15 protein-coding genes are annotated in these 18,712 nt (G+C 73.5%); 9 read left to right on the forward strand and 6 right to left on the reverse strand.

Annotated elements, in window-relative coordinates; translation table 11 throughout:
• Positions 1-429: 429 nt before the first annotated feature.
• Positions 430-1,011, reverse strand: a complete 582-nt coding sequence (locus OG552_RS23400) for a Uma2 family endonuclease (RefSeq protein WP_329136001.1) — start codon at positions 1,009-1,011, stop codon at positions 430-432.
• Positions 1,012-1,201: 190 nt separating this feature from the next.
• Positions 1,202-1,594, reverse strand: coding sequence for a DUF5997 family protein (locus OG552_RS23405; protein ID WP_329136003.1), 393 nt, complete (start codon positions 1,592-1,594; stop codon positions 1,202-1,204).
• 147 nt (positions 1,595-1,741) lie between these two features.
• On the opposite strand from OG552_RS23405, the gene OG552_RS23410 reads away from it, so the two are divergent.
• Positions 1,742-2,509 (forward strand): LysR family substrate-binding domain-containing protein, encoded by a 768-nt coding sequence (locus OG552_RS23410; RefSeq protein ID WP_329136005.1) that lies wholly within the window; start codon positions 1,742-1,744, stop codon positions 2,507-2,509.
• Between the two features lie 133 nt (positions 2,510-2,642).
• Positions 2,643-3,344 (forward strand): hypothetical protein, encoded by a 702-nt coding sequence (locus tag OG552_RS23415; RefSeq protein WP_329136007.1) that lies wholly within the window; start codon positions 2,643-2,645, stop codon positions 3,342-3,344.
• 41 nt (positions 3,345-3,385) lie between these two features.
• Here the strand turns inward: OG552_RS23415 and OG552_RS23420 are convergent, their stop codons facing one another.
• Positions 3,386-4,294, reverse strand: a complete 909-nt coding sequence (locus tag OG552_RS23420; RefSeq protein ID WP_329136009.1) for a LysR family transcriptional regulator — start codon at positions 4,292-4,294, stop codon at positions 3,386-3,388.
• 81 nt (positions 4,295-4,375) lie between these two features.
• On the opposite strand from OG552_RS23420, the gene OG552_RS23425 reads away from it, so the two are divergent.
• Entirely contained in the window at positions 4,376-5,203 is an 828-nt protein-coding gene (locus tag OG552_RS23425; RefSeq protein WP_329136011.1) for an SDR family NAD(P)-dependent oxidoreductase, read from the forward strand.
• Between the two features lie 130 nt (positions 5,204-5,333).
• Here the strand turns inward: OG552_RS23425 and OG552_RS23430 are convergent, their stop codons facing one another.
• A complete protein-coding gene (locus OG552_RS23430; protein ID WP_329136013.1) occupies positions 5,334-6,728 on the reverse strand; it encodes a glycoside hydrolase family 18 protein in 1,395 nt (464 codons plus the stop codon).
• Positions 6,729-6,932: 204 nt separating this feature from the next.
• Between OG552_RS23430 and OG552_RS23435 the strand changes: the two genes are divergently transcribed.
• From OG552_RS23435 to OG552_RS23460, 6 genes are all read left to right on the forward strand, one after another.
• On the forward strand, positions 6,933-7,865 hold the full coding sequence (locus OG552_RS23435; protein WP_329136015.1) for a DUF4190 domain-containing protein: 933 nt from the start codon (positions 6,933-6,935) through the stop codon (positions 7,863-7,865).
• 152 nt (positions 7,866-8,017) lie between these two features.
• Entirely contained in the window at positions 8,018-8,770 is a 753-nt protein-coding gene (locus tag OG552_RS23440) for a GntR family transcriptional regulator (protein WP_329136017.1), read from the forward strand.
• Positions 8,771-9,076: 306 nt separating this feature from the next.
• Entirely contained in the window at positions 9,077-9,256 is a 180-nt protein-coding gene (locus OG552_RS23445; RefSeq protein ID WP_329136019.1) for an SPOR domain-containing protein, read from the forward strand.
• A gap of 5 nt (positions 9,257-9,261) precedes the next feature.
• Positions 9,262-9,636: a (deoxy)nucleoside triphosphate pyrophosphohydrolase gene (locus OG552_RS23450; protein ID WP_443071189.1), complete on the forward strand. Its 375-nt coding sequence runs from the start codon at positions 9,262-9,264 to the stop codon at positions 9,634-9,636.
• Positions 9,637-10,132: 496 nt separating this feature from the next.
• A complete protein-coding gene (locus OG552_RS23455; RefSeq protein ID WP_329136021.1) occupies positions 10,133-12,559 on the forward strand; it encodes a SpoIIE family protein phosphatase in 2,427 nt (808 codons plus the stop codon).
• A gap of 218 nt (positions 12,560-12,777) precedes the next feature.
• Positions 12,778-15,492, forward strand: coding sequence for a SpoIIE family protein phosphatase (locus tag OG552_RS23460; protein ID WP_443071009.1), 2,715 nt, complete (start codon positions 12,778-12,780; stop codon positions 15,490-15,492).
• 126 nt (positions 15,493-15,618) lie between these two features.
• On the opposite strand, the gene OG552_RS23465 is transcribed toward OG552_RS23460, so the two are convergent.
• Positions 15,619-16,335 carry a PspA/IM30 family protein gene (locus OG552_RS23465; protein ID WP_329136023.1) on the reverse strand — a complete coding sequence of 239 codons (717 nt, stop codon included), beginning with the start codon at positions 16,333-16,335 and terminating at the stop codon, positions 15,619-15,621.
• A 123-nt stretch (positions 16,336-16,458) separates the two neighbouring features.
• Entirely contained in the window at positions 16,459-18,534 is a 2,076-nt protein-coding gene (locus OG552_RS23470; protein ID WP_443071190.1) for a TPM domain-containing protein, read from the reverse strand.
• Positions 18,535-18,712 lie beyond the last annotated feature (178 nt).

An 18,712-nucleotide genomic window follows, 5' to 3' on the forward strand; every position in this document is an offset into this window, starting at 1 on the left:
CATGCCAAGATCTTGAACTGCCTGTAACCGTGCCGCTTTTCCGGCCGGGCTTCCTGCCGGGCCGGCGAAAAAGTTTCGGCCGGTGGGTGGGGGCGTGGATCGGAGCGGTGCGTCGTCAGGTGACCCTGGGGCATGATTTTGCCGCGCGTGTCGTCGCAGGGTGTGACCGAATGGGCCGATCAGCCCGGGGAGTTGCCGGGCGGGGTGGGTTCGATCCGCGTGATGGCCTGTCTGCGTTTGTCGCGGATCCGGGCAGCCGTCGCGGCGCGGGGAGTGGGCTCAGGTGAGCCCGTCCCCTTTGACGTTCGCGTGTTTGAGGTCCCGTACCGGGTCATTGGCTGTGGACCCGGAGGGCACGCGGGCTCGCGCCGTGAGGTGTGAGGAGGGTGCGGCCGACTCTGCGCAGGTGCGGTGCTCGTCGGGTCCGGCTCAGCCGGACCGCGGGGGAGTCAGCTTCTCCAGGTCGAGGCTGATCCCGAAAGGCACCGGCCGCTTCAGTGAACCCCGGAAAATGCCGGCCGGCGCGTACGCACGGGTCGGCTTGTCGAGTTCGTAGACATGCACGACCGGGGTCCCGTTCTCGTCCTCGACGCACCAGTAGTGCGGGATGCCTGCCTCCGCGTATTTGCGGAGCTTGACCGTCCGGTCCCGGTGGGCGGACTCGGGGGAGACAACCTCGATGACAAGTCGCACTTCATCAGGTGCGAACCAGGTGCGGTCGCCGTCGAAGTCCGCTGTTGTCACGAGCAGATCCGGCTCGGGTCGGTTGCGCTGATCGAGCTTGATGGTCATCTCGCGGCCGATTCTGACGTCGTCAGGTGCCTGCTCCATGAGGGCGACGGTGAGCAGGGTGATGAGGTGGCCGTGCCACCACCTCTGCGGCGACATCATGAAGACGAGTGCTCCGTCGATCAGCTCGGTGTGGCGGGGTGCCTCGGGGAGGCGGTCCAGATCCTCCGCGAACCAGCCTTCCGCGCGCGGCGGGCGCATCCAGTCGGGCAGTGCGGTCATGGAACAACCCTAGCGAGGTGAGTCCGTCTCCAGGGGGATGCAGTGCGGGCCCGGGAGAGACGCCGGGCCTTTGAGGTCGCCCTCCGGGGTGTGCGCGGGCCGGACCGATTGCCGGGGAGGGGGGCTCCCGGGTGGCGGGGGCGGGGCGGGCTACGGTGCTGGGCCCTTCCGATGGAGGCCGGGGGAGGGGTCAGTGGGGGTTGGTGGACTTCTCGGCCTGCTTCGCCTTGATCCGCTGGGCTTCTTTGCGGACCTCGGCCTGGGTGGCGCGTTCGCGCCGGAGCCACTCCGGCTCCGCGGCCTTCAGCGCCTCGATCTCCTCGGTGGTGAGGGGGTCGGTGATGCCGCCGCGGGCCAGGCCCGCGATGGAGACGCCCAGCCGGGCGGCGACGACCGGGCGGGGGTGCGGGCCGTTGTGGCGGAGGTCCTGGAGCCACTGGGGCGGGTCGGCCTGGAGCGCGTTCAGCTCGTCGCGGGAGACGACACCCTCCTGGAACTCCTCGGGGGTGGCCTCCAGGTAGACGCCCAGCTTCTTCGCCGCGGTGGCGGGTTTCATGGTCTGGGTGGTCTTGTGCGACGTCATGGGGTCAAGGGTAGCGAGCGGGTGCGCGCGCTCCGACCACGGCAGGGCGCGAGCGCTCCCGCCCCGGCCACGTCCGAGGCGGCGCCCGCGGTCCGGCCACGCCCGAGCGTGTGCCCCCGCTTCGGCCCCGCCCGGTAATCTGGCCGGGTGACAGGCTCGGAGACACCCCCTTCCTTCAGGCTCGCCTACGTGCCGGGGGTGACACCCGCCAAGTGGGTGCGGATCTGGCACGAGCGGCTGCCCGACGTCCCGCTGGACCTGGTCGCCGTACCCGCCGCCGAAGCGGCCGGCGTCCTGCGTGACCGCGGCGCCGACGCCGGACTCGTACGGCTGCCGATCGACCGGACGGACCTCAGCGCGATCCCGCTCTACACCGAGACGACCGTGGTCGTGGTCCCGAAGGACCACCTGGTGACCGCGGCCGAAGAGGTGTCCGCGGCGGACCTCGCCGACGAGGTCGTCCTGCACCCCCTGGACGACACCCTCGGCTGGGAGAACCCGCCGGGGCGCCCGGCGCTCGAACGCCCCGCCACCACGGCCGACGCCATCGCCCTGGTGGCCGCGGGCGTCGGGCTGCTCGTGGTCCCGCAGTCGCTCGCCCGGCTGCACCACCGCCGGGACCTCACGTACCGGCCGGTCACCGACGCCCCCGCGTCGGGCGTCGCGCTGTCCTGGCGGGAGGACGGGACCACGGAGCTGGTCGAGCAGTTCATCGGCATCGTGCGCGGCCGCACCGTCAACAGCACCCGGGGCCGCCCCCCGACGCCCCCGCAGGAGAAGAAGTCCAAGCGGCAGGACGCGGGCACCGCCGCCCGCAAGCCCGCCCGCGGCACGTCGCCCCGCACATCCACGGGCAAGCCCCCGCGCAACGGCTCCCCCCGCACCCCCAAACGCGGCAAACCCCGCGGCAGATAGCCCCCGGCCCCGCAACCAGCCCCTCGCGTACCGGAGTTCCCCCCGAGCCCCGCCCTCACCCCGCCCGTGCGGGAACCGGGGGGAGGGGGTGGGGCGTGGTTCCGGGTGGGGGACAACGGGGGCGGGGGGAAGCATGCAGGTGATCGAGGTGACCGGGTTCGCGGTGCGGTCCGCGGTGATCACGTTGCGGCGGCGGGGGACGCCGCTGGAGTTCGTGGTGTTCCCGATGATCCACGTGGCGTCGCCGACGTTCTACGCGCAGGTGCGGATCAGGCTGCGGGAGTGCGATCTGATCGTTCTGGAAGGGATCAGGGGGAAGTCGCTCGGGGTCGGCGTGATCACGCTCGCCTATCGGTTCGCGCCGCGGTGGCGGCGGAACGGGCTGGTGGAGCAGACCGACGAGGTGCTGCTTCCCGAGGGAGTGCCGGTGATCAATCCGGATGTGACGGCCGAGCAGGCGATCGCGGACCTGCGGGCGCTGCCGCGCTGGTTGTACGTGCTGGTGCTGATCGCTGCCCCGGTGTACGGCCTGGTGTTCGCGCTGCGCGGGCCGCGGGCCTTCCTCGACGCGGACACCGCCGTGGACGACTTTCCGCTCACCGCGCGGGCCGAGGAGATGGACGACGATCCGGTCGGCCACGCGCTCTCCGACCGGCGTGACCAGCTGCTGCTCGACGCGCTCGGTGAGATCCACACCGAGCGCGGCGGGGAGCCGCTCCGGGTGGCGGTGGTCTACGGGGCCGGCCACGTACGGGCGATCGTGCACGGCCTGGCGGACCGGTACGGCTACGCGCCGCGGGAAGCGGAGTGGGTCACGGTCTACCTCCCGGCGTAGGCCCGGCGGTTACGGGCCCCCGCATAGGCCCCCCGCCGCGGTCACGCGTCGCGGTGTCGGAGGACCTCGCGGCAGGCGCGGACGTATGCGGGGACCAGCGTGCTGGTCGAGGCGCGGGGCCAGGTGAGGGCGAAGCGGGCGGGGGAGAGGCCGGAGACCGGGCGGGTGGTGACGCCGCCGAGGCTGACCAGGGGCGCGTTGCCGGCCGCGAGCAGGACCACGCCGAGCCCTGCCACCAGGGCCTCGTACGTCTCCTCCGTGCTCGCGACCTCCGCGCCGATCCGGGCCGGGCGGCCGGCGCGGGCGTCGGTGGCGAGCCAGTGGTCGCGCAGCGGGCCGGCGGCGGCGGGCAGGGCGAGGAACGGTTCGTCCAGGAGGTCCGCGAACGCGATCGTGTCGCGCGCGGCCAGCGGATGGGCGGCGGGAAGAGCCACCAGGCGGGGTTCCGCGGCGACCAGGACATGGTCGTAGCGCCGCTGGTCGGGCAGCGGCAGCCAGACGAAGGCCACATCGCTGGCGCCGTCGGCGAGCCCGGCCGTGGGGTCGTCCCAACTCACCTGCCGCACACGGATGGTGGCGTCCGGGTGAGCCGCGGAGAAGCGGGACCTGATCGCCGGGAGCAGGGCGCCGCGGCCCGGGCTTGTGCTCATCCCGACCACCAGGGTGCGGCGCTGGTCCGCCTTCGCGCCCTCCACCACCGTCCACGCCTCGTCCCAGGTCGCCAGGAGCTGCCGGGCGTACGGGAGCAGGGCCGCACCGGCCGGGGTGAGGGCGACACCCTGCCGGTCGCGCACGAACAACGCGGTGCCGAGCTGCCGTTCCAGCGCCCTGACCTGCTTGCTCAGTGCGGGCTGCGAGACGTAGAGGCGCTCGGCGGCGCGGGTGAAGTGCAGTTCTTCGGCCACCGCGACGAAGTACCGCAGGTCCCGCCCGTGAACGTCCATGACCATCGGCTATCACGACGGATCTTGGACCGGCAAGGGCACGGTCCGGGAGGGTGGGCGGTAAGACGAGCGACAGGGGGGACGGCAGTGGGCAGGGTATGGCTGGTCACCGGGGCGAACGGCGGTTTCGGCCGGGCGATCACCGAGGCCGCGGTGGCGGCGGGCGATGTCGTGGTGGCGGCGGCGCGGCGGCCGGGGGTACTGGACGGGCTGGTCGCCGCCCACCCGGACCAGGTGGAGGCGCTGCGGCTGGACGTCGCCGACCTGCCGGCGATCGAGGCCGCCGTCGCCGGGGTGCTCGGGCGGCACGGGCGGATCGACGTCCTGGTCAACAACGCCGGCCGCACCCATGTCGGCGCCTTCGAGGAGACCACGGACGCGGAGCTGCGCGACCTCTTCGACGTCCATGTCTTCGGCCCCGCAGCGCTGGTACGGGCGGTGCTGCCGGGGATGCGCGCCCGCCGCTCGGGTGCGATCGTCCAGCTCAGCAGCATGGGCGGGCAGATGTCCTTCGCCGGCTTCAGCGCGTACAGCGGGACGAAGTTCGCGCTGGAGGGCATGACGGAGGCGCTGGCCGACGAGGTCGGCCCGCTCGGCATCAAGACGCTGATCGTGGAGCCCGGCGCGTTCCGGACCTCGCTGATGGGCAACGGCAGTGTCAGTGCCGAACTCCCGGACTACGAGGCGACGGTGGGCGGCACGCGCACGATGGTCGCCGCGGGTGACGGCGCCCAGCCCGGTGACCCGGCGAAGGCCGCGGCGCTCGTCCTGGCCGCGCTGGACGCCGACGACACCCCGCTGCACCTGCCGCTGGGCGACGACGGGGTGACCGCGGTGCTGGACCACCTGGACCAGGTCCGGGCCCAGATCACCCCCTGGGAGGCACGGGCGAGGAACACCGGTTTCGACGCCTAGACGGGTCGCGCGTCCGGTGTCAGGACCCGCCGCTGGCGTGACGGTGCCCGGCTCTCCCGTCCTTCCGGGGGAGCCGGGCACCGTCGGTGAACCGCGTGAACCGCGCGAACCGCCAGGCGACTTGGCAGAGTCAGTGGTGGCCGTGGTGCGGGGGCGGCGGGTTGAGCCCGGTGTCGATCGCGGTCATCAGCTCACCGTCGGAGGTGTCACCGTCCAGCGACCACGCCATCGCACCGCCGAGGTGCTGCTTCTTGATGTACGCCGTCTTCTGGGTGACCACCTGCGGGTCGTCGTAGGTCCAGAAGTTGGTGCCGTCGTAGAGCCAGGCGAAGCCGTCCTTGGTGTCCCGGTGCACGGCGTAAGTGCCGGACTGGGCAAGGGCTTTCAGCGCGTGGTAGTCCTCGTTGCCGGCCTGCCAGGTGGCCGGCGCCGGGCCGGTGGAGGGCTGGAAGAGGCCGGCCGTGCCGCCGTCGGGGACGCCGGTCCAGCCCTGGCCGTAGAACGGTATGCCGAGGACGAGCCGGCGGGCCGGGGCGCCGCGGTGCAGCCAGTCGCCGACCGCCTGGGTGTCGCTGAAGTCGTTGGGCACCGGGGTGTCGCGGGGTGCCTTCAGCGCGGACTGCTGGTTGGTGGTGGCCTCGTACGGGCCGTGGAAGTCGTAGCCCTGGACGGTGCCGAAGTCGAGGTACTTGAAGATCTTCTTGACCTCGAAGCCCGCGTCGATCTTCGCCGGGGCGGCGGGCAGGAACGCGCTGAGGTCGTAGTGCTTGTGCTTGCTGCGGCCGTACGCGTCCAGCTGCTTGCGGAACTCGGCCGCCAGCGCGGTGAAGTTCTTCTTGTCCTGGGGCCGGTAGACGGTGTCCACGTCACCGGAGGAGGCGGGCCACTCCCAGTCGATGTCGACGCCGTCGAAGAGGCCGGCCGCCGAGCCGGGGCCGCCCTTGCCGTCGAGCAGCGGCAGGTTGCCCTTGATGAAGATGTCCAGGCAGGAGGCGACAAGTGCGGTGCGGGAGGCGGGTGTCAGCGCCGCGTTGGAGAAGTTGGTGGACCAGCCCCAGCCGCCGATCGAGATCAGCACCTTCAACTTGGGGTTCTTCGCCTTGAGTTCACGCAGCTGGTTGAAGTTGCCTGCCAGCGGCTGCTCGGCGGTGTCGGCGGTGCCGTCCACCGAGGTGGCGGCGTCCACCGGGTGCTGGTAGTCGGCCCAGGCGTCACCCTCGCCCGCGACATTGGCCTCGAAGCACTTGCCGTCGGCGCCGATGTTGGCGAACGCGTAGTTGAGGTGGGTGAGTTTGGCCGCGGTGCCGGAGGTCTCGACGTTCTTCACCTGGTAGTTGCGGGCGTAGATGCCCCACTGGGTGAAGTAACCGACGTTCTTGTAGGCCGGGTTGGCGGGCGCGGGCGCGGAGTGCCCCCGGCCGTCGTGGGCTTGCGCGGAGCTGCCGCCGGTGAGGGCGGGAAGGACGGCGACCAGGGAGAGCGTGGCGGCCGTCGCGGCCATACGGCCGAGGATTCTTCGACGCATGGCGCGAAAGTATTGGTCTGGACCAATAGCGGTCAAGCGGAACGGGGAAACCGGGGCGGAGTACGTAGGGCAATTGGTACCGCAGTGACCGGGAGTTGCGGAAGAGCACCCCGTCGCGTCGCGCGCACGGTGGGCGGGACGGGTGCGGTTCCGGACACGTCCGGCCGGGGTTCCCGCGCCTGCGGCAGACCGTAAACTCCCCTGGTGGACATACCGCCGCCGCCTCCGCCCCCGCCGTCCCCCGACGGCACGCCGCCCTACGGCGCCAAGCCGGACGGCCCGCCCCCGCCGCCTCCGCCGCCCCCGTCCTACGAGACGAACGGGCCGTACGGGGGTCTGCCGCAGTACGGACAGCCGCAGGGCCCGTACGGACAGCAGGTGCCGCCGCAGCAGCCGTACGGCCAGACCGCCCCCGGCGGGCCGCCGCCGTACCCCGGCGGGCCGTACGGTGCTCCCGCCGGGTACGGCTATCCGCCGCAGCCCCAGGGCTGGTACGCCCCGCGGCCGACCAACGGGCTGGCCATCGCCTCGCTGGTGACGGCGCTGCTCTGCATCCCGCTGGTCGGCCTGATCCTCGGCATCTTCGGCCTGCGGCAGGTCAACCGCCGTGGTGACCGGGGCAAGGGGCTGGCCATCTCGGGCATCGTGATCGGCAGCGTCGGCACCCTGGTGACCGCGCTGGTGGTCGTGCTCGGCGTGATCGGCGCCCTGGACGAGGGCAATACCCATGTCGCGGACATCAACGCCGGGCAGTGCTTCAACACCGTGCACAGCTCGCTCTCCGACTACGGCGACGAGGGCACCCGCTCCACCACGGTCGATGTGGTGCCGTGCGACCAGAAGCACGACGCGGAGGCGTACCGGGTCTTCCCGCTCGACCCGGGCGACGACGGCGGCTACCCGGGGGTGGACGCCATCTCCCGCACCGCTTCCGACAGTTGTGCGCGTTACGCCGACGACTACCTCGGTGACGCCACCTTGCCGGCCGGGATGGACATCTACTACTACATGCCGCCCGAGGACGGGTGGCGGCGGGGCGACCGCGATGTGACCTGCTTCTTCGGCAGCCGGTCGGGCAAGGTCACCGGCACGGTGAAGGACGCGGCGAACGGCGACGGCTCCGGCATCGGGGTCTGAGCGGACGGACGGTCCGCGAGGCGCGGAGGCGGCCGTACCCGGATCGGGTACGGCCGCCTCCCGCCGCTCAGCGTGATGTTCAGGGGGTAGCTTGCGGACGAGTACCGACGGTTGCCAAGCTGTCGCGCACAGTCAACCCCTGGGAGGGGCACGTGGCCTTCGGTGAGCAGCCCGCCTACCTTCGTGTTGCGGAGGACCTGCGGCGGAAGATCCTCGACGGAACGCTGCCGCCGCACGCCCGGCTGCCGTCACAGGCCCGCATCCGCACCGAGTACGGCGTCTCCGACACGGTGGCGCTGGAAGCACGCAAGGTGCTGATGGCCGAGGGGTTCGTGGAGGGGCGTTCCGGCTCCGGCACGTATGTCCGCGAGCGGCCCCGGCAGCGCCGGATCGTCCGCAGCGGCTACCGGCCGTCCGGCGTCCCCACCGTCTTCCGGCAGGAGCAGGCCGACGAGGCCAGCGAGGGCACCTGGGAGTCGCGCAGCGTGCAGGACGTCGCCTCGGTGGAGGTGGCGGAGCGGCTGGGCATCGCGCCAGGCGACCGGGTGATGCGCACGCAGTACCTGCTGCGGGCCGCCGGTGAGCCGGCCATGCTCTCCACCTCGTGGGAGCCGCTGGCGCTCACCGCCCGTACGCCGGTGCTGCTGCCCGAGGAGGGGCCTGTCGGCGGACAGGGGGTGGTGCCGCGGATGGCGGCGATCGACATCCTGGTGGACCACATGGCCGAGGAGGTCGCCGCGCGCCCGGGGCTCGCCGAGGAGACGGCGGCGCTCGGGGGCGTGCCGGGGCACATCGTCATCGAGATCCGGCGCACGTATTACGCCTCCGGGCGCCCGGTGGAGACGGCGGACGTGGTGATCCCGGCGGAGCGGTACCGGGCGGTGTACCACTTGCCGGTGCGCTGACGCCGGTCTTGTGCGGTACCGGTCTGTTCGGTGGTGGTCTGTTCGGTGGTGGTCTGTGCGCCTGGTCTGTTCGGTGGTGGCGACTTGCCCCGGTGTGGGGTGAGCCGCCACATCTGACGCATCGTCATATATTCAGTCGAACAGCTGGCCGGATCAGTACCTCTTCGTGGTAATCCGTACCCGGGCGGTGAAGCTCGGGCGTAGGGTCGGGCATATGCGCATCGCCGTTTCCCCTGACCCGGAAACCCCGCTGTGCGCCGATGCGTACATGACGCACCTGAGCGTGCTGGAGGGGGCTACGTCGTGATGGCCGAGTTGATGTGGGTACTGATACGGCACGACGGTGGCGCCAATCGGTACCGGGTGGGGCGGTACGCGACGCGGGCGGAGGCGGAGCGGGTCGCCGACGCGCTCGGCAGCCGGGCCGGCGCGGGGCGGGTCTACCTGATCGAGCGGATCGCCGGCCAGCGGGCGGCGCCGGCGTGAGGCTGGTGGTGGGCGGCGCACTGCTGCACGAGGGGCGGCTGCTGGCCGCACGCCGGACGGCTCCGGCGGAGCTGGCCGGGCGGTGGGAGCTGCCCGGCGGGAAGGTCGAGGAGGGGGAGAGCGAGCGGGGCGCCCTCGTACGGGAGCTGCGCGAGGAGCTGGGGGTCTCCGTGCTGCCCCTGGAGCGGGTGCCGGGGGAGTGGGGGCTGCCCGCCGGGCGGGTGCTGCGGGTCTGGACCGCGGCGATCGTCGCCGGGGGTACGCCCCGCGCACTGCAGGACCACGACCTGCTCCGCTGGGTTTCCGCGGCGGAGTCGGCGGAGCTCGACTGGCTCGAAGCGGACCGCGACGCCGTCGCCTGGGTCCGCGACCGCCTCTGACCGCGGCCCCCTGCGGGGTGCGACCGCCTCCGACCCCCACCGCCGTGGTCCGCGGGCGGGCCCTGACCGCCGCCGCTCCGGTCCGCGACCGCCTCCGCCTGGGCCCGCGGGCAGCTCTGACCGCCGCCGCTCCGGTCCGCGACCGCCTCCGACCGCCACCGCCCGGGTCCGCGGGTGGGCCTTGACCGCCGCCGCTCCGGTCCGCGACCGCCTCCGACCGCCGCCGCTCCGGTCCGCGACCGCCTCCGCCCGGGTCCGCGGGCGGCTCTGACCCCCACTGCCCGGGTCCGCGGGCTGGATCTGACCGCTGTCCCGCGGGGTGCGGGCGGGCTCTGACCGCCACCCCCGCGGAGCGCGATCCGCCGGGCTTCCGGCGCCGGGCGCCCCCGTGCCGTTACGGGGCCGCCCCGTGGGCGGAACAGGGGCCAACCGGGCAATATCGGGTAAGAGGGAAAAACCTCTGGTGGCGCGCGGACCCGGTGTGGGGGTGGCTCGGATGGGTGCGGAAGGCGAGGGGGAGGCGCGCACCGGGGCGCTGCTGGACAATCTGCGCGTCGCGGTGGTGATGCTCGACACCAGCGGACGCGTCCTGCTCTGGAGCCCCCTCGCGGAGGACGTCCTGGGGTGGGCCGGGGAGCACATCGTCGGGCGCCGGGTCACCGGACTGCTCGGCGGAGAGCGCGAGGCGGAGGCCGAGAGCATCCTCGGGGAACTGCTCAGGACCGGCCGGTGGGACGGGATCCTGGCGCTGCGGCACCGCGACGGGCACACCGTGCACGTCGAGACCCGGGCCAGCCTGCTGGTGGACGGCGACGGCCGCCCCTTCGTGCTCGCCTCGATCGTGGAGACCAGCAGGCTGCGCACCCTGGAGCACGACCTCGCCGCCCTGGACTCGCTCTTCGACGCCTCCCCGCTGGGCGTGGCCATCTTCGACCGGGAACTGCGCTACGTACGCATCAACGAGGCCCTCGCCTCGATGAACGGCATTCCGGCCGCCGACCACCTGGGCCGCACCGTGCGGGACGTGCTCGGCCCCACCTTCGCCGAGGAACTGACCGAGCTGCAGCGCAACGTCCTGGTCACCGGGCGCCCGGTGATCGACCTGGTCGCGGTCGCCCCCGGCGGCAAGGGCTTCCGGTCGCTGTCGTACCACCGGCTGGTCGACCGGTCGGGGCGGGTGCTGGGCATCAGCGCCACCGTGATGGACGTGACCGAACGGGTCAGGGACGCCACCAAGGCCGAACGCGCCCGGCACCGGCTGACCCTTCTGGACGAGCTGGGCTCACGGATCGCCGGCGAGCTGGACGTGCGCCGGGCGGTCGAAGCGCTCGCCTCGGCCGTCGTCCCCACCTTCGCCGACTACTCCGGGGTGATCCTGCACGCCGGGATCGACGAGGGCGGCGAGCTGCCCACCATGCCGTACAGCGAGAGCCGCCCGATGCGCCAGCTCGGGGTTGCCGCGGTGCACTGGGGGCCGGAGGTGAGCCGGATGCTGCGGGTCGGCAGCACCGTCACCTTCACCCCGAAGTCGGTCTTCGGCACCGTGCTCACCACCGGCGAGCCGCGGCTGATCTCGTCCGCCGAGGAGATCCTGGGCGCGACGACCTACCCCGACGACCCCCGCGCGCTCGCCGCCGTGGAGCTGGGCATCACCTCGATACTGGTGCTGCCGCTGCGCGCCCGCGGTGTGGTGCTGGGGCTGCTGGTGGTCAGCCGGGGCCGCGGCAGGGAGGCGTTCGACCACGACGACCTGGCGCTGGCGATGGAGATCGCCGACCGGGCCGGCACCGCGCTGGACAACGCCCGCCTCTACGTACGCGAGCGCGAGGGCGCGCTGATGCTGCAGCGCAGCCTGCTGCCCCAGCTGGTGCCGGAGCCGCCCGGCGTGGCCATCGCCTTCCGTTACGTGCCGGCCGGCAGCGGCGCCGAGGTGGGCGGCGACTGGTTCGACGTGATCCCGCTGGCCGGCGGCCGGATCGCCTTCGTGGTCGGGGACGTGATGGGCCACGGCCTGGGCGCCGCCGCCACCATGGGCCGGCTGCGGACCGCGGTACGGACCCTGGCCGGCCTGGACATGCCGCCGGACGAACTGCTGCGCCGGGTCAACGACCTCGGCGACGACCTCGCCCAGAGCCAGGTCGAGGGGTGGATGGCCACCGCCGTCTACGCGGTCTACGACCCCTCCACCCGCCGCTGCGCCATCGCCCAGGCGGGCCACCTGCCGCCGGTGCTGGTCGAGCAGGGCGACCCCGACCGCTGCGAGGCCCGGCTGCTCGACCTGCCCACCGGGGTGCCGCTGGGCGTCGGCGGCGAGCGCTTCGAGACCACCGAACTGGACGTACCCGACGGCGCGGTTCTGGTGCTCTACACCGACGGCCTGGTGGAGGCCCGCGGCCAGGATCTCAGCACCGGCCTCGACCGGCTGCGCGACTCCCTCTGCCGGCGCCTGGACTCGCTGGAGGAGGCCTGCGACGAGGTGCTGGACAGCATGGATCCGGGCCGGGAGCCGGACGACGTGGCCCTGCTGATGGCCAGGCTCGGCGGGCTGCCGGCCGGCTCCACCGCGGCCTGGACCTTCCCCGCCGAGGCAGGTGCGGTACGACTGGCGCGCCGCCGCGTCCGTGACACTCTGGTGGAGTGGGGCCTGGCCCCGCTGTCGGATGTCACAGTGCTGCTGGTCAGCGAACTGGTCACCAATTCGCTCCGGTACGCGCACGGCCCGATCGGAGTCCGGATGGTACGGGGCACCTCACTGCTCGTGGAGGTCTCGGACCCGCTGCCGGATCCGCCGCGCGAGCGGGTGGCGGCCGATGACGACGAGGGCGGCCGGGGTCTGCAACTGGTGGCCGGAGCGTCACGGCGGTGGGGGACGCGGCACGGGCCACTGGGCAAGACGGTCTGGTTCGAACTGGCGCTGCCGTGAGCGGCCCGGTGCGGGCCTGCGCCATGGTTCGGAGGGACTGTGCCGGGTATGCCGAAGAGGCGGGAGCGAAAGGGGTGGCCGTGGTGTTCCGGGGACGTCCCCCGTACCCCAGGAGCCGAGATGATGCTGTGATCGACAAGACCGTGTGCTGGACGGTCCTCATGCTGAATACTCAGCTCCAACCGGTCCATGTGTGCTGAGCTGGAGGGGTCGGGCGAGTGAGCGACAGGCCAGCAGGGGCGGTTCCGCCCGGTGACGACAGCGGTGCCGGCGGTGCCGGCGACGGTGGTCGCGTCGACGGCGTCGACAGCGCAGCGGGTATCGGCGGCGCGGACGGCCTGGACAGTGCTGACGGCCCGGGCAGCGCGGACGGCGCTGACGGCGCTGACGGGCTCGATGAGGCCGGCGGCACCCGGAACGGCGTCTGGCAGTCAAGCCCGCCCGGTTCGCTCTACGACTACATACGTGTCGCCTCTTTCGCGCTGGACCGGTACGGCCGGATCGACCAGTGGAGCCACCGCGCCGAGGAGTTCTTCGGCGTCAGCTCGGCCGAGGCACTGGGCCAGGACCCCATCGCCGCCTTCGCGCCGCCGGACGTCCAGCGGCGCGGACACGAGCGGCTCGCGCAGATCCTGGACGGCCGGGAGTGGAACGGCCTGGTGCCGTACAAGGACGCCTCCGGCGGTGAGGGCCTGGCCGAGGTCTACGTCATGCCCGCCAACGAGGGGGCGCTGTGCATCGCGGTGGACGTGGCGACGCTGCGGCAGATCGAGACCGACCTGGCCGCCTCGCAGGCCATCTTCGGGCAGTCCCCGATGGGCTTCGTGCTCTTCGACACCCGGCTGCGGCTGATCCGGGTCAACGAACGCTTCGCCACCGTCTTCGGCCGGGCCGCCGAGGAGCACCGCGGCCGCGGCCCGCACGACTTCCTCTCCCGGGTGGAGGCCGACCGGCTGACCGCCGCGCTGCGGCAGGTGCTGGAGACCGGTGAGGCGGTGCTGGACATGCCGCTGGTCGGCACCGTGCCCGGCGACCCGACCCGCCGCCGCTGGTCGATGTCGCTCTACCGGCTGCACAGCGGCTCCGGGCGGCCGATCGGCGTCGCCGGACTCGCCATGGACGTCACCGGACGGCAGCGCGCCGAACGCGAGGCCGCGCACGCCCGGCGCAATCTGGCGCTGCTGAACGAGGCGGGCTCGCGGATCGGCACCTCGCTCGACCTGGAGACCACCGCCCGCGAACTGCTGGACGTGGCGGTGCCGCACTTCTGCGACCTGGCCTCGGTCGACCTCTACCAGGCGCTGCTCTCCGGCGAGGAGGACCTGACCGGCACCGGCACCACCGACGGCAGCGGCGAGCTGCGCCGGGTGGCCTTCGCCAGCGCGGTCTCCGACGCGCCGGTGGCGATGGCCGGTGACGACGACGTGATCCCCGCCGACGGCCCGGTCTCGGTCGGCGCGGTGCACCGCTACCGGTTCGGTTCGGCCAGCGCCCGCGCGCTGCGCACCGCCCAGGCGCAGGTGCTCGACAGCGACGGCCAGGTCGGGGAGCACGGCAGCCCGTTGGTGCAGTCGACGCTCGTGGTGCCGATGGTGGCCCGGGACACCGTGCTCGGCCTGGTGCAGTTCTCCCGGGCCAAGGGCAGCGAGCCGTTCACCGGCCGGGACCGGATGCTCGCCGAGGAACTCGCCGCCCGCGCCGCCATATTCATCGACAACGCCCGCCTCTACCGCCGCGAGCACGAACGCGCGCTGATCCTCCAGCGCAGCCTCCTCCCGCCGGACGACCCGGAGGCGGTCGGCCTGGACATCGCCTGCCGTTACCTGCCCGGCAGCATGGAGACGGAAGTCGGCGGCGACTGGTTCGACGTGATCGAACTGCCGGGCCACCGCACCGCGTTGGTGGTCGGCGACGTGATGGGCCGCGGGCTGCGGGCCGCCGTCGCGATGGGCGAACTGCGCACCGCGGTCCGCACGCTGGCCATGCTCGACCTCGAACCCGCCGAGGTGCTGGGCGCGTTGGACGAGGTGGTCGCCGGACTCGGCGCCCCGGCCCACGGAGGCACCCGCCGGGCCAAGGAGCGCGGCGACGCCGACCTCGCCGAGGTCTACCTGGCCACCTGCATCTACGTCGTCTACGACTCGGTGACCCGCCGCTGCACCATCGCCAACGCGGGCCACCTGCCGCCGGTGGTGGTCGAGCCCGGGGAGACACCGCTGCTGCTCGAAGTCCCCCGGGGCGTACCGCTGGGCGTCGGCGGCGAGCCGTTCGAGGAGACCGAGGTCGAACTGACCGACGGAGCGCTGCTCGCCCTCTACACCGACGGTCTGGTGGAGTCCCGCAGCCACCCGCTGGACGAGGGGCTCGACGCCTTCCGTGATTCGCTGGCCGGGCCCGCCAGACCGCTGGAGGACATCTGCGACCACGTCCTGGCCACCTTGGACACCGCGCACGGTGAGGACGACATCGCCCTGCTGATGGCCAGGATCGACGGGCTGCCGGCGGACAAGGTCGGCGACTGGACGCTGGAGCCGCAGCCCACCTCGGTGGCCAGGGCCCGCGAACTCGCCCACGACCAGCTGCTCGACTGGGGCCTGGACGATCTGGTGGACACCACGGAGCTGCTGGTCAGCGAGCTGGTCACCAATGCGCTGCGGCACGGCTACGGGGACATCCGGCTGCGGCTGCTGCTGGACCGGACGCTGGTGTGCGAGGTGTGGGACGGTGCGCTGCTGCAGCCGCGGCGGCGCCGGGCCCGGGAGACCGACGAGGGCGGGCGCGGCCTGCAGCTGGTGGCGATGCTCAGCCAGAGCTGGGGGAGCCGGCGGACGCACCGCGGGAAGACGGTGTGGTTCGAACTGGCGCTGCGCGGCGGGGCGTCGGGGGCCGAGCCGGCCGGGCCGTCGGTGGACGACCTGCTGAGCATGTACTGAGCGGCGGAGCCGCACGGACGCCGGGGACGACGAGCACGACGAGCACGCCGAGGACACAGATGCGGCGCGGGGCCTTGCGGGTGAGGCCCTTTTTCTACGCCCCGGGAGCGGGCCGGCGCCGCGGCGCTACGCCGCTCCGGTCTTCAGCCGGGCCAGCCGGGCGTCGATCTCGGCGGTGTCGGAGAGCGCGTCGAGCGACTCGAACTGGGCGTCGAGCGAGGACGCGGCCAGCTCCTGCCTGCCCGCCGCCCTGGCCTCCTCGCGCCGCACCTTGTCCTCGAACCGGCCCAGTTCACTGGTGGGGTCGAGGACGTCGACGCTCTTGATCGCGTCCAGCAGCTGGTTCTGCGCGTGCGCGGAACGCGACCGGGCCACCAGCTCGTCCCGTCGGCCCTGGAGCTGGTTCAGCTTCTCCTTCATCTGGTCCAGGCCGCTCCTGAGCTTGCCGACGACCTCGTTCTGCGCGGCGATGGCAGGCGCCGCGGTGGCGGCCTCCTGCTCGGACTGGAGCTGGCGGCCCAGCGCGATCCTGGCGAGGTTGTCGAAGCGGTCGGCCTCGGCGGCGCTGCCCGCGGTCCGCAGCTCGTCCGCCTTGCGGCTGGCGGCCCGCGCCTTGCCGCCCCACTCGGCGGCGGCGGCCACGTCCTCGGCATGGTCCTGCTCCATCAGCCGGAGGCTGCCGATGGTGCCCGCGACCGCCTCCTCGGCCTCGGCGATGTTGTCGGTGTAGTCGCGGATCAGCTGGTCGATCATCTTCTGCGGGTCCTCTGCCTGGTCGAGGAGCGCGTTGAGGTTCGCCCTGGCGAGCTGGGCGACCCGGCCGAGGATGGTCTGCTTGGTCATACGTGCTCCCTGTGCGCTTGAAGTGCCGTGCTGGTCAGGGCTGGTCAGGGCTGGTCAGGGCTGGTCAGGGCCGGTCAGGGCCGGTCAGGGCCGGTCTCGGCCGGTCGGGCTGGTCGCCGTGGGTCAGAAGCGCCCGCCGCCGCCCATCCGGCCACGGGTGCGTCCGCCGCCGAAACTGCCGGGGCCCGGGCCGCCGTAACCACTGCCGTAACCGCCGCCGTACCCCCGGCCACCGCCTCCGCCGCCGAGGATGCCGCCGAGCAGGATGCCGCCGAGGACCGCGCCGCCCATGCCGCCGCCCATGCCGCCGCCCCCGCGCCTGCCCACGCCGAACTCCCCGTAACCGCTGAGGTCCTGCTGGGCGGCGGCCTGCGCCTCGCGGGCCAGCCGGTCCGCCTCCCGGGCGTGCTCCAGCGCCGCAGGGGCGTCGCCCGGCGCGGTCGCCCCGGCCAGCTGCAACCGCCGTTCGGCCTCGGTGAGCCGGGTGCGGGCCTGGCTGCCGATCGCCCCCCGGTGGGTGGTGATCACATCCCGGGCGGCGGCCACCTCGCTGCCGGCGGCCAGCAGGGCCTGCGCCAGCAGCGCCTGGGCCCGCTCCTGCCCGTCCGCCCGCTCCCGGGCCCCGGCGAGCGACCGGTCGAGCCCGGAGTCCGCCTCTTCGACCCGCCGCAGTGCCGCGATCGGGTCGTACCGCCCGGCCGCCAGCTCCATGCGGACGTCGGCGAGTACGGCGTCGGCGCGGCCGATCCGGCCCCGCAGGTCGGCGTAGGCGGTGCCGTCGGCGGGGGCGGCTGCCGGGCCCTCCTCCCGGGTGGCGCCCTTCAGCAGGCCCCTGGCCTCGGCCAGGTCCGCGTCCGTCTCGGCCAGCGCCTCGCGCAACCTGGCGTCGGCCGCGTGGAGTTCCCGCTCACGGCGGGTGACGGAGTCGGCGAGGGTGGCGGCCTGGTCGAGGGCGCTCTCGGCGGCACGGACGTAGACGGCGGCGCGGCTGTGGTCGGTGCCGATGGCCGACTGCGCCTGGTCCAGGCTGGTACGGGCGAAGGCCAGGCGGTCGCGGGCCTCGGCGGGATAGCCGGTGACCGGGTCGAGGGCGGAGTCGGCGTACCGCTCGGCGAGCGGGCCGAGCGCGGCCTCGGCGGCGGCGATCCGGCCGGGCAGGGCGGTGGCGGTGGCCTCGGCCCGCGCCAGCACCTGGGGGGCGTTCGCCTCCATCGCGCGCAGCCGGTCGAACGCCTCGGACTCGGCGTCGAGCCGGCGGTTGGCCTGGGTGCAGCGGGAGAGGATCTCGTCGAGCATCTGGCGGCGGGTCTCGTCGTCCTCCGGGAAGGCGTCGTCGAGCTTCTGCCGGATCCGGAAGGCCGCGGTGAGCTCGCTCTGCGCGTACTCGACCGCCTCCCCGAAGGGTTTGGCGGCGTCGTCGCCGAACTGGGCGGCGGCGAAGCCCACGTCCTCCTGGCTGGTGCGGACCGCGTCGTCGGTGGCGACCAGCAGCTGCCGGGCCTGGCTGTCCAGCTCGGGCAGCGGGGTGAGCGGGGTGGGCTGCTTGGCCTTGGGCCGGGGGCCGACCCAGCCGGGGGCGCCGCCGGGCGCCGGGCGGTCCGGCAGCTGCTTGGCACGGCGGCGGCGCAGCAGGAAGCCGCCCGCGGCCACCAGGGCGGCGACCACGACCACCGGGACCCACAGGTCACCGCCGCCGTTGCTCGCCGCGGTGCTACTGCCACCGGGGTCGGCCACGCCCGGGGTGATCGCCGGCGGGCTGACCGGGCGGCCGGAGAGCACCGCGTCATAACCGCCGGCCGCGCCGGCCGCGGCGCCCGCCCAGTCATTCGACCGCAGCGCCGGCTCGATCACCGCGTCGCTCACCTCGTCGAGCTGGGCCTGGGTGAGGCCGGAGTCCTGGTCGGCGGAGACCGCGTACTGCCGGTCGTGGGTGGCGACCGCGAGCAGCAGGTCCTGCCGGCCGAGGCCGTTCTTCATAGCGGTGGCGTTCGCCCAGTCCTGCGGGCTGCGGCCGGAGAAACCGCCCACGTAGGCGACGAAGAGCTGGACGCGGTGGGCGGTGTAGAGCCGGTCGAGGGCGGATTCCACGGCGGGGGAGCGGTTGCCGAGCGCGCCGACCTTGTCGGTGATCTGGCCGCTGCGGTTCAGGCGGACCGGGTCGTCCGCGCGGGCCTCGCCGATCGGCACGGTGAGGAACATGCCCACGGCGCTGAGGGCCGCGAGCAGCGCTGGGACCACCCGACGTCTCTTGCGCACCTCGCCGCCCTTTCGCTCCGCCGCACCTCGTGGGGGGTTCTCCTCTCGGAGGCTAAGCGGGTGGGGCGGCCGGCGCGACCGGGGAGCCTCCGGCCGGTGGCCGGTCGCCCGCGCGGTTCCT

Origin of the sequence: Streptomyces sp. NBC_01476 (genome assembly GCF_036227265.1) — a bacterium.
In the GTDB taxonomy this organism is placed as follows: domain Bacteria; phylum Actinomycetota; class Actinomycetes; order Streptomycetales; family Streptomycetaceae; genus Actinacidiphila.